The 12,781-nt window shown below is 39.5% G+C and carries 6 protein-coding genes; 5 read left to right on the top strand and 1 reads right to left on the bottom strand.

Annotated elements, in window-relative coordinates:
* Positions 1-143: 143 nt before the first annotated feature.
* From DRW42_RS09820 to DRW42_RS09805, 4 genes are all read left to right on the top strand, one after another.
* Positions 144-1,583 (top strand): GDSL-type esterase/lipase family protein, encoded by a 1,440-nt coding sequence (locus tag DRW42_RS09820; protein ID WP_113948648.1) that lies wholly within the window; start codon positions 144-146, stop codon positions 1,581-1,583.
* Between the two features lie 219 nt (positions 1,584-1,802).
* Positions 1,803-3,905: a glycosyl hydrolase family 95 catalytic domain-containing protein gene (locus tag DRW42_RS09815; protein ID WP_147243709.1), complete on the top strand. Its 2,103-nt coding sequence runs from the start codon at positions 1,803-1,805 to the stop codon at positions 3,903-3,905.
* A 123-nt stretch (positions 3,906-4,028) separates the two neighbouring features.
* Positions 4,029-5,270 carry an L-fucose:H+ symporter permease gene (gene fucP, locus DRW42_RS09810; RefSeq protein ID WP_113948742.1) on the top strand — a complete coding sequence of 414 codons (1,242 nt, stop codon included), beginning with the start codon at positions 4,029-4,031 and terminating at the stop codon, positions 5,268-5,270.
* A 220-nt stretch (positions 5,271-5,490) separates the two neighbouring features.
* On the top strand, positions 5,491-7,692 hold the full coding sequence (locus tag DRW42_RS09805) for a GH92 family glycosyl hydrolase (RefSeq protein WP_113948646.1): 2,202 nt from the start codon (positions 5,491-5,493) through the stop codon (positions 7,690-7,692).
* A 316-nt stretch (positions 7,693-8,008) separates the two neighbouring features.
* Here DRW42_RS09805 and DRW42_RS09800 read toward each other — a convergent pair whose 3' ends face one another.
* Positions 8,009-10,366 carry a Kelch repeat-containing protein gene (locus DRW42_RS09800; protein ID WP_147243708.1) on the bottom strand — a complete coding sequence of 786 codons (2,358 nt, stop codon included), beginning with the start codon at positions 10,364-10,366 and terminating at the stop codon, positions 8,009-8,011.
* A 477-nt stretch (positions 10,367-10,843) separates the two neighbouring features.
* Here DRW42_RS09800 and DRW42_RS09795 point away from each other — a divergent pair, with 477 nt between their 5' ends.
* Positions 10,844-12,658 carry a hypothetical protein gene (locus tag DRW42_RS09795; RefSeq protein ID WP_208643534.1) on the top strand — a complete coding sequence of 605 codons (1,815 nt, stop codon included), beginning with the start codon at positions 10,844-10,846 and terminating at the stop codon, positions 12,656-12,658.
* The last annotated feature ends 123 nt before the right edge of the window (positions 12,659-12,781 follow it).

Genomic DNA, 12,781 nt, shown 5'->3' with positions numbered 1-12,781 from the left:
TGATGTGGAGATTTCGGAAATTTCGGTCCGTTTTTTCATCGGATATGCAGGCAAAGCGCCTCTACGGGGGATTATTTTAGAATATTTTGTGTAATGATAATTTGGAATGTAAAATTATTTTTGAAAAATCACTAAGTAATAATATGAAAAGTTCGGTATTAATTATTAGAACCATTGGTTTAGCAATCTTGCTGCTCACTTTTTTAGGTGCAAAACCACAGAACATAAAAGTAGTCTGTATCGGCGCAAGTATAACATATGGCGCAAGAATAGATGATAGGGAGAGAAATGCTTATCCAGCCCAGTTGCAGGCCATGCTGGGACAATCATACACTGTTTATAATTATGGAGTCAGCGGTTGTACTTTATTGAAAAAGGGGGATCGGCCGTATTGGGATACCAAGGAATACAAGCAGGCGCTCGATATGAATCCGGAAATAGTAGTTATTGATCTGGGAGGAAATGATAGTAAGCTGATCAACCGTATTCATGTAAATGATTTTGAAGAGGATTATCGGGATTTTATCCATTCTTTTTCGAATCTACCCTCAAAACCCAGAATCATATTATTATCAGCAATGCCATCTTTTATTACAGATACTGCAGGGATTTGGGAACGGGAAATAACAAGGGAAATAAATCCAAGGATTCAAAAGGTTGCTTTTACTGAAAATAGGGAAATTATAGATATGCATTCACCTTTTGTTGACAAAGAAAGTTTGATGCCTGACAAAATTCATCCTAATAAAGAAGGTGCAGGTATTATGGCTAAAGCTGTCTATTCAACCCTGGTAAGAAAACGTGATAAAGAATATGATATCACTTCTTCATTTGGATTCCCAATAAAAAAATCATCTTTTTATGGCTATGAATGTATTGATTTTTCTTTTAAAGGAAGGTCATGTAAGGTTGTAAAACCAAAATTTGCTGCAAAAGGCCATCCCTGGATATGGCGTGCACGTTTTTGGGGACATGAGCCACAAACGGATATTGCGCTGTTGCAAAATGGGTTCCATGTTGTTTATTGTGATGTGGCTGAATTATTGGGGAATAGCGAGGCTATAGCTATATGGAATGACTATTATGCTATGTTGCACAAATCTGGCCTGGCAAAAAAAGCGGTGATGGAAGGCATGAGTCGTGGAGGGATATATGTATTTAACTGGGCTGCGGAAAACCCGGATAAAGTAGCGGGAGTCTATGTAGACAACCCATTGTTAAATGTATCAGATTGGGCAGCCACAATGTTTAAAGTTTCAGATGGAAAAAATCAAATGCTGCAGGCTTTTATGAAAGACTACGGTTTAAAAAATGAAGGGGATGTGAAGGTTTTTAAAAAAAATCCCGTTGACCGGATAGAACAGATTGTTAAGGGAAGATATCCAATACTCATTCTTTGCGCAGATGCGGACGAGGCTGTATCACCTAGGGAAAATACCCTTTTATTTGAGCAAAGAATAAAGGAAGCTAAAGGAAATATTACTGTTATCCATAAACCTGGCTTCAAACATCATCCGCATAGTCTTCCCAATCCCGAACCGATCGTGAACTTTATACTGAAAGCTACAGGTCACCCCCTTTGATAAATTAAATATTAATTCACTAAGCAAGATGGGTTATTTCATTAAGCTTTTTAATAGTGCAGGATTCATATGCAAAACCGTCAACTAACTTTATTGATAATCGGGTGCCTGTTAAGGGTAAGCGCTTATTGCCAAACTATAGGTGAAAACGCTAAAATCAAAAACAATATTGATTGGCCTACATTCTTAAACCGTAGCGATATGGTATGGAAGAATAAATTGCCCGATAATTGGGACAGGGGTATTTTTCTTGGGAATGGCTGCCTGGGAACTATTTTCTGGGTAAATGATAAGGGAGCTTTTAATTTTGAGGTTTCAAGGGGCGACCTGTATGATCATAGAAACGATATTGACGGGAAAGCTGTACTTTATTATAACAACCGATTGCCAAACGGACATTTTGAATTAAAGCTTGGTGGGGATAAACCGGCAGGTTCGATGCGGCTTAATCTTTGGGATGCAGAAGCTACAGGGAAAATAAAAGGTGGGGGAAATGAATATAGCCTCCGTTGTTTTACTGTGGCTGATCGAAATGTAATTATTTTAGAAGTAACCGGTGATGCTAATCATGAGATAAAATGGGTTCCCGATACAGCCAAGTCAACACGTAAAAACCCTCCTAAAGGATATCTTCCATATCCTGCACAGATAATTAAACATCAGGGAGATATTTCTGTAAGTATACAGGAAATGCCATCGGATAATCAGTACAATACATCAGGCTTACTGGAGGGACAGTATGCCACCGCTTGGTCCAAGCAGGTTCAGGGAAATAAAACAACTTATTATATAAGTATGGGCTTATCCTATTCTGGTAGAACAGCTGATGCAGAAGCAGTCAATCTCATCAGAAAAGCAAAAAAAAGCGGTATATCAGTTTTACAGGATGTCCACCGCAAGTGGTGGCATGATTATTATCCAAAAAGCTTTATATCTGTACCTGATGGCGCCATGGAAAGTTTTTACTGGATACAGATGTATAAAATGGGATCTGCTTCCAGAAAAGGTGGCCCGATATTAGACCTGATGGGGCCTTGGTTTAGGCCAACAGTTTGGCCTGCCATTTGGTGGAACCTCAACATACAGCTTGCCTATTGGCCATTTTATATGTCCAATCACTTGGATGAGGCTGAACCTTTGGCGAGAACAGTATGGGATGACCGGTATAATCTGGGGAAAAATGCCATACCGTACCAAAGTGATTCCTATGCGATTGGCCGTGCCACTGGGCCTAACGGACGAACGCTTGTTGGTAGTGAGGTCGGAAATCTACCCTGGGTGATGCACAACCTCTGGATGTATTACCGAAGTACTATGGATGACCGATACCTTAAGGAGCAATTGTTCCCACTAATGAAAGGATCATTTAATTATCTCCGGCATATACTGATTGTTGCCCCGGACGGAGCTTTATCATTACCCAAGACAGCCTCTCCAGAATATACTGATGGGGTAGAAAACAGCAATTACACGCTTGCTTGTCTTCGATGGCTTGCAAATACTTTAATCATTGCAGATGATCGCCTGAAGCTAAATGATCCCATAGTAAAAGACTGCAGACAGACTTTAGACAGGCTTACGCCCTATGAAATCGAAGATAAAACAGGGTTTATGGTTGGGAAAAACATGCCATTTGTTAAATCGCACAGGCATTGGTCCCATTTATTTATGATCTATCCGTTTCATGAATATACCTGGAACAATCCAACCCATGCACCATTGATAAAAAAATCATTGGAGAATTGGATATCAATGCCAGAAGCGTTTGCCGGTTATTCTTGGTTGGGGGCCGCTTCTATTCTGGAAGCGGGCGGCAGGGGCGATGAGGCTCTGGGCTTTTTGCGTACCTTTCTTAAAAAATCACCTCAGGCAAACACGCTTTACCGGGAAGGTTCGCCGGTCATTGAAACCCCATTAGCCTATGGAAGGACGTTGCAGGAGATGTTGATGACCAGTTATGGTGACACGATAAGGGTCTTCCCCGGAGCACCGTCAGTATGGGAAAATATTTCTTTTGCTGACCTAAGGGCAGAAGGGGCGTTTCTTGTTAGTGCCCGAAGGAAAGCAGGAAAAACGGCTTTTATTGTAATAGAAAGTCTTAAAGGGGAGCCCTGTATCATTAAAACTGGTTTTCAAGAACCTGTTAAAGCAACAAATACAAAACCTGGAACTATTGTCGATCTGGGTAAAGGCACGGTTCGAATTACCTTGAAAAAAGGTGAACATATTCTCTTATATACTGGGGAACATATTCCTGATACCGACATAAGGCCAGTTGAACTTACTGGTCAACAGGTGTCCTGGGGAGAAAGGAAACCCTGATAGTATCAAATATAATTGATAACATGATATTCAAGATTATCTTTTTCTCATTTGATAGCTTACTTAAAGGCACAGAATGCGAACCCCGATTGTGATCATTTACCCATAGCCTTATAAATGAAAATGAATGAATTAAAAAGAACAAAAGTAGCATTTACTGATAGAAAATTTTTGCTCACAATGATTTTTGTTACCTCACTCTTTATGTTTTGGGGCATAGCCATTACTATGGCTGACGTATTGAACAAACACTTTCAACACACCATGAGCCTGACCAGAACACAATCGGCCTTTGTGCAATTTGCTGTTTTCGGAGCCTATGCTATAATGGGCATCCCAGCTGGATTATTCATGAAACATTTTGGCTATAAAAACGGCGTGCTACTGGGTTTATTACTTTTTGCGTTTGGAGCCTTCCTTTTTGTTCCGGCAGCGAATATATCTTCGTTTGCCTTTTTCGGTATTGCCCTGTTTATAGTAGGCTGCGGCCTGTCTACACTGGAAACCGTAGCACACCCATTTGTAGCTTCACTTGGCGACCAGCGTACCAGCGATTTGCGCATCAATTTTGCCCAGACTTTTAACGCTGTTGGAACAATGCTTGGGCCCGCAATCGGAAGTTTTTTTCTGTTAAGCAATAATGTTACCGGAGGCACTGATCTCACCTCTGTAAAAATATTGTATGCTGTGATAGGGGCAGTAATTTTACTGGTTGCCATAGCCTTTTCTTTTGTTAGGATACCTGCCCTTACAGACCCTCACATTGGTGCAGTTAATGATGCAGTAAATGTTGATTTGGCGCCTGATAAAAAGTTATCTGAACATAAACACTTTATATGGGCTGTTGTGGCCCAGTTTTTCAATGTTGCCGCACAGGCAGGAACATGGGCGTTTTTTATTAATTACGGGCACGAGAAAATGGGTTTTAGCGATTCCCGGGCAGGATATTTTATGATCGTTTTTATGGGTATAATGTTGGCCGGCCGTATATTAGGTACTTTTTTAATGCGGATCATTGCACCTAACAAACTGCTCGCCGGCTTTGCACTTGGTAATATCGTGATGTGCATTATAGTCGCGCAGAGTTTTGGTCTGATATCCTTCATTGCCTTATTGATGATCAACTTCTTTTTCAGCATTATGTTCCCCACTATTTTTAGCCTTGGCCTTAAAAACCTTGGCCGGCGTACACAGCAAGCTGCCTCATTTTTATCCATGGGGGTAGTTGGTGGGGCATTCTTCCCTTTTATCATGGGAGCGGTAGCAGATCGGGCAGGAATTGCCAATGCCTATTATACGCCTATTATTTGCTATCTGGTAATCTTCTGGTTTGGCCATAAACTTTATAAAGTAAACCACAGGTAAATTAAAGAATAAGGTTATAGTCATAAAACTGCGGGCTATATTTGTAGGCCACTTGGTAAAAGCTTGAACTAATAATTTGGTGAAACCGGTATAATTAAGGATTTATTAAGCGCGAATTAAGGTTACGATCTTTCTTTGCCCAAAAATAGCTCTTTTAATTTAACCAATTTTATGAACCAAATATCTAGAAAAAAAAAATGCGGCAGGATTTAAACTTTGTATAGTCGTTGCCATTTTATTACTTACGGGAAACACCGTTGCCGCACAACGGCTAACATCATTTGTGGATCCTTTTATCGGGTCAGGTTCCCATGGACATGTTTTTGTTGGTGCAAGTGTTCCATTTGGAGGTGTTCAGTTAGGACCGGACAATTTTTATAAAGGCTGGGACTGGTGTTCAGGCTATAATTACCAGGATAGTGTGATCAGGGGCTTTGCGCATACCCACTTAAGTGGGACTGGGATAGGCGATCTTTCTGATATACTCATAATGCCTTATACCGGGGCAATAAAAACAGATAAGGGTCAGGAAACCTTACCTGGTAGCGGATATGCCTCTTTATTTTCACACAAAGATGAACAGGCAAAGCCCGGGTACTATTCCGTTAAACTTGCAAACGGTGTAAATGTGCAGTTAGCTGCCACAGAACGTGTTGGTTTTCATCAATATCACTTTCCCGCAGGAAAAGAAGGCCGGGTAATCATCGATCTTAAAGAAGGAATTAACGACCGTTCTACCGAAACCTATATTGAACAGGTAGATGATTTCACTTTTAAAGGGTACCGTGCTTCTTCGGGTTGGGCGAAAACCCAGCTGATTTATTTTGCAATAAAGTCCTCGATAGCAATAAAAGATTTCTCAGTGTATAATGGCGACAAGCTGATCCAGGGAAAGTCCGGTAAAGATAAAGCCATTAAAGGGTTGATAAGTTTTGAACGAGCTCCTGGACTGCTGCAACTAAAAATAGGCATTTCACCCGTGAGTGCAGAAAATGCACTTGCCAATATCACCGCTGAAGTTCCTGACTGGAACTTTGACCATGTAGTTAAAGCAGCCGAAGATAAGTGGGAAAAAGAACTTGCAAAGCTTAATGTGGAAACGCATAATATCGCAGAAAAGAAAATCTTTTATACTGCATTATACCACACCATGATCAATCCCTCACTATTTGATGACCATAATGGAGACTACCGTGGAACAGACAAAAAGGTTTATAAAAGTATAGCGTTTGCAAATTATAGTGTATTTTCTACCTGGGACACCTACAGGGCGGCACATCCGCTTTTCATACTCACGCAGCCAGAGCGGGTGAGTGATATGATCAATTCTATGCTCGCTATTAATGACCAGCAAGGGAAATTACCCATATGGCATTTGATGGGATTTGAAACAGGCACGATGGTAGGGATGAGCAGCAGGCAGATTGTTACTGAAGCCTATTTAAAGGGGATCAAGGGATTTGATGCGGAACGGGCTTTTAGGGCACTAAAAACTTCCTCTATGATCGATACTTTAGGACTGCAGTATGTAAAGGATTTTAAACCGATACCAACAGATAAAGAAAGCAGGGCTGTGGCCAAGGGACTCGAATATGCAATAGGAGATGGAAGTATCGCCCTGATGGCAAAAAAAATGGGTAAGACAGAAGATTATAATTATTTTAAGAAAAGATCTGAAAATTATAAACTATATTTTGATCCATCTGATGGATTTCTCAAAGGAAAGCGATCAGACGGTAGCTGGGCGCCAGATTTTGATCCACTTAAGTCCAAGAATAATTTATATGCTGAAGGAAATGCATGGCAATACATCTGGTTGGCACCTCAGGATATACCCGGTTTAATCAAATTGCTTGGTGGGGAAAAAGAGTTTAACCACAGACTGGATAAGTTTTTTAGCCTCCCCTATCAGGAGGAAGGCGCCTTAGCGGATATGACCGGACTTATCGGACAATATGCACATGGAAATGAGCCTGGGCACCACATTCCTTACCTTTACAATTATACAGGAGAACAGTGGAAAACGGCTGAAAAGATAAGGCACATCGTAAAAGATATGTACCATGACCGTCCTGATGGGATAATTGGTAATGAAGATTGCGGACAGATGTCAGCATGGTATGTGTTTTCTTCACTGGGTTTTTATCCCGTATTTCCTTCATCAGGGATTTATGCTATTGGAAGTCCAATATTTGATAAAGCGACAATTCATTTGGAGAGTGGAAAAAAATTTATTGTCGAGACATTAAACAATAGTGCAAAAAACATTTATGTTCAGGGCATTTCCCTGAATGGAAAAAAGTATGAGAACAGCTATATAACGCATAAAGATATCGTAAATGGGGGAAGAATGATATTTACGATGGGGGATAAACCCAACTATAATTTTGGAAAACCAACAAGTAACCGGCCTGTACAATAAACTGTTCAAATCGCAAATTTATTGAGCAAATGATGCATAAAAGCATGCTGGTTTTTGTGACATTATTACTGGCATCCTATGTTAGAACCTATAATCCGTAGCTCGGAAGGCCCGCTCCGATAAAAGGTTTAATGCGTGTTTATCTTTTGGACTTTATAGCAAATTGTGCCTTGGATACAAGATAACAATTGAACTAAAGGATTTTAACCTGAAATATATATGAAGCGTGCTTAATTTTTTTAAACGGGCAGGAGTAGGCCTATACTCCTGCCTGTTTTTATAAGGATTTATGAAATCATAATCTTAAAACATATGCTTACCCAAGCAGTTCCTGAAAAGTCTTGTTGAAGCTCTGGTCATAAATCGATTTGTATTCCTTATTGAAATTCTCGAAAATGGATTTGGCAATCGAGTGTTTGCCCAGAAAGACCAAAGTTTTACATTTGATGGCAATAGCATCCTCGTTAACTGGGTCACAGTTTAAAACGCAGTTTGCGATGCTGATCAGGAATTCAGGATCATCGGCAATATTTATTCCTGCCGCTGTGCGCAGGCAGGTGTCAATGATCTCATTTGAGATTTCTGACTTTAGTGTATCCGCCCATGAATATTCGGTATTGGAAAGAAAACTTCCACGGCTTATGATCGCCGTTAGGTCATGTAAATTTTGCTTGCTGATTTTCTTCTTTCCCATCATGATATTCTGATAGTCGGTATAATCGATCCTAAGTTTACTGTGATCGATTTTTATTTTCCAATAACCTGTATCCTTTGAGATATAACACTCACCCAGGCCCTCAATAAGGGTTTTGACTTTAGCAATATTTACAGACCTGTTATTCCTCGCGCTATCAATTGGCTTATCAAACCAAAGCAGTTCTTCCAGTTTTTCGGAACTAATCCCCCTTTCCCACCTTATTGTGAAAAGCAGTATCAGCAGGAATAATTCCTTAATAACAGGGGTAAATTGTTTGGTAATGTCTTTGCCCTGGTTATCAAATAATTGCATGTTGCCAAAAAGAAAAATCGTATTCCTGATATCTTCGGCCTCTTGCTGAACAGTCTGTTCTTCATTTAATTCCTCGTTTTCTTCTATTAGCCGTGAGATTGCAGGCGTGGTACCTAACTGTTTGGTTTTATTATTTTTAAACTTCTTCCTGTAAAAAATAAATGCTAAAACAAGCAGGGGAACGAGAGAAAACAGTAGATACCATTTAGATTTGATTAAGGCAGATTGACTCTCTGCGGATGAAAGATAAGCCTCCGCTGGTACCTGCAAGCTGTAGATTTTAACAGAAGTGCGGTTCTCTGCCGGATCGTAAAAAAGCAGTGCTGACACGAGTTTCTTGTCTGCGGGAGAATAATAGAGATCGGCAAATGAATTTATATCATGGAATGTATACGGGATTTTGTTTCCCACAAACTCAAATTTAGGTGAGGTTAATGATCCTTTGATAAGCCGCAATGATGAATTATAAACATGGTTCGCAAAGGTGAGTGCATAATAGGATTTGTCCTTTTCGTCGATTATCATTGAATTCGCAAAAGCGAACTCGTCTTCTTTAGGCACAAAATCATATAATTTCTTAAACGTTCTTTTTTTAACATCGAAATAAGTCAGGTCATAAATGTTTTTGGGGTTTAAGATCTGTTGTCCCGTAGAACTGCCGTAACCACCCAGAATATACGCACCGCCCTGGCTTGCTCCCAGGGCAGCAAGATACCTGGGGGTAAATTCCCCTTTGACATCCGGTCTCTCCCAGGTTTTAGCTTTGAAGTTATAGCTTTGTACATCTTTCTTATACATGTATTGCCCGTAACCACCTATGATATAAAGCGTACTGTCCATCTTGGAATAAAAATAGTTTGGATGCCAATAATTAGTTGGTACATCCGGGGTTTTAATTCTTTTGTCCCAGTTTTTCGAAATGAAATTAAAAACACTGACCATTTTCTGGTCGGTGTAGAAGTTTATGAGCCCCCCCGAATTTATATCATAATAGGATCGGTTCCCGGGTAAAAGAGGACGCGGACCACCGCTGTATTGAACGATCTCAGTTTTATGGGTATTGAGGTTGTGGATGTATAATGAACGCTCTGTAACCACAAATAAACGTTCCTGTACAGCATCAAATGCTACGCTTGCAGGACCTGTGATAGAAATCTCCTGCATTAATTTCCAATCATGGTGAAGTCTTCTGATCCACACCGGATTATCCACATCCGCACTCTTTTTTTCTATCACCTCAGACGGGTTTTCCCCATAATGTTCGTTCAGGGGCCAATGATATAGGAGCCTATCATCATCTGTTATTTTAATGTCCTTCAATTTCATCGGGGGCACATCGCGCACCTCATGTTCCTTGAAATCGGTTGCCCCAAAAAATATCTGGTAGCAATCAGCTTTTAACTTGATCTTTTCCCTGTAAACCTTGCCGTCTGCAGAAAGTACGAGTTCTTGTTTATCTAAATCAAACCTGAGTTTAATGTTATACCACTGCTTGAAGAGTTTATTGATTTTTATATCAAAAGCAATATTGGAAACTTTTTCATCAATGATTAATTTCAAATGTTTGTTTTCTAAAAAGCGCTTGTCATAAATGAGGTCTATATTGCGCCCCTGTTTATCTATCACCCTGAAAATGTAACCGAAATAATCGGTATATCCTGTCATAAAGGAGAGATCGAACGAAATCTCAAAATTTTTATCAAAACATAATGGTGTCGCAGCTCCCAAATCCAGACCGGTCCTTTTTTCTGGAATGGTTTCATGACCTTGAAAAAACAGTCCATAATTTTGTGCAAGCAGAGAGGAAAATGGTAAGAAAAGAAATGTAAAACAAAGTATGTAGAATTTTAATCCCATAATAATAAGGTAAACAATATGTTAAGATGTTTTTGTTGTTTGATTGGTTAGTTTGTCTGAGATAGCACACTGCAATTTCGCCCTTTTAGCAGTTAGCGCTAAGATAACTATTTTTGGCTAATTCATAAGGGGAGTTTTGCCGATTATAGAAATTTCTATAAATGGACAACCAATTAACAATATTTTAAGCATTTTTTAAGCATGTTTTCTTTTTTCGCAGGCTAGACCGATTATAGAATAATATTTAGGTTCCGTAATCTTTAAGGTCTGCTAAAAAAAATAAATATGAAATTAAAATTCTCAAATCAAATTTTTACTTTCCTGACCGGACCTTATTTCTATAAACTAATTATTTTACAGGTACTTATTTTTTGCTGTAGCGGTGCCATAGTTTACGGACAAAATCCCAAGAGTGGCCGACTGGATAAAGAATATTGGAATAGTAATTTAATGGTAAATGCTCTCCGGCTACCACCTCCGCCAATCGGCTATAAGCCAAAACTGGTTGATCTTGACCATGACGGCGATCCGGACCTGCTTTATTCGATCACAAAAAATAATATACCGGTGCTTTGGATAGATGATGATGATGATATGGCCTGGACTGATATGGAAGGGGATACAGACAGTGATTGCGTTCTGATTGATAGAAATAAGGATGGGAAATATGGGCACATGGGCGATTTTATCATTGATTGGACGGACAGTAATGGTGACGGGAAGGCTGATATGCAGGTCTTGGTTGAATATCCGGAAAGCAAACGTGACGATCCCTGGCCGAATGGACATTATATGTGGGTGCTCGATACGGATGAAGATAATGTGTTCAATTACATCGATTGGAATAGTTTTCAGATAAAGGCATGGGATAAGTACGGAATTTCTGATTTTTTTCTTGATTACAGTGGTAAGAGTACTTTCATAAAAATACACGTAGCAACTAATACCATGAAGGATCTCAGGCTAAACTGGGAAAATCCATTTCTGTTTTACGATCCGGATAAGGATGGGCTTAGCGAAATGGCGGTTAGACTTGTCGACTCACCTGATATAAAATTGGGGGAGCAAAAACCTGGTTATTATCAGGTTAACGAAAAAGGGACAATAGACTGGGTATCGATTAGTATTGATAGCGATAATGATAACGGACCTGGAAATGAGTTTGATTTTGATTTCACCATAAATTTTAGGGGAAAGGGGTTTAATTATATGGATCAGGTGCACAAAATAAAGAATATGCGTGGACTACCGGCTGCTGACTCACTTTTTCTCGATCCCCGCTGGCGGCAGATGAATGAGCTGATCTATGCAGATCATGATAAAGCACTTGACTTGACCTTTAATAAGGGAAAATGGAGTAAGGTCTATTTTGTCTACGATGAAGATGATGACTGCAACCGCTGGGAAAGGGTTGAGCTACTTGATCCATTAGATCCATTTAAGTCCGGAACAGGAAAAGGTGGGCTTGATAATAATGTTCAGGCGGATGTTGCTGGTGATAGGGGAGAATGGGATATGGACAACTCTGGTAATGGGAAACTATATATCAGCAAATTTGATGGTAGGATCCACTTATTCGGTGCGGAATGGGGTGCCTGGAGAATTGATCAGAATGCATCGTTATACCAGGGATGGGACCGTAAATTTCTGAACAGGGAAGCTGGGAAATTCGCTACCGTTAAATATGAAGATACTGATAATAATGGTTTCATGGATAAAATGCTCTTTGATCTCGATGGAGATAAAGTATTTGAAGATTCAATTGAACTGAGTGTATTGGGACTATCCGATTCTTCACAGGTAATCGATATTTCGAAATTTAAATATGAAGATTATGTACAAATGCAAAAAAACGTTTCAGAAGGAATGTGGAATAATGCGCAGTTGGCAATATCTGTAGCAAAAAAGTATGGACTGAATTTAAGCTGGTATGCAAAATGGATGGTGGCTGTATCCTTGAGTCAAAAATACAACAATGGGTATTGGCTCCAATTCTATATTTATCGAGATTTGAAGGATTTGTTTTTGAGGGAAGATGGGAAACAGAATATACAAAAGCTTGAACGTGCTTATTACGGTTCTAACTGGAAATTGATGTAAGCCGATGTTTTGGTGGATTCCGGAAAGCGATCTATATGCTAATTATTGAAAAAAAATATGCATTCCTATATTATTAAGGCTTTTTTAAGTCTTTTTTAATCAAAAATTTTTATTTAGCCAAAT

The organism is Pedobacter miscanthi (assembly GCF_003315595.1).
Taxonomy (GTDB): Bacteria; Bacteroidota; Bacteroidia; order Sphingobacteriales; family Sphingobacteriaceae; genus Pedobacter; species Pedobacter miscanthi.
This window is presented reverse-complemented; position numbering and strand designations above follow the sequence as displayed.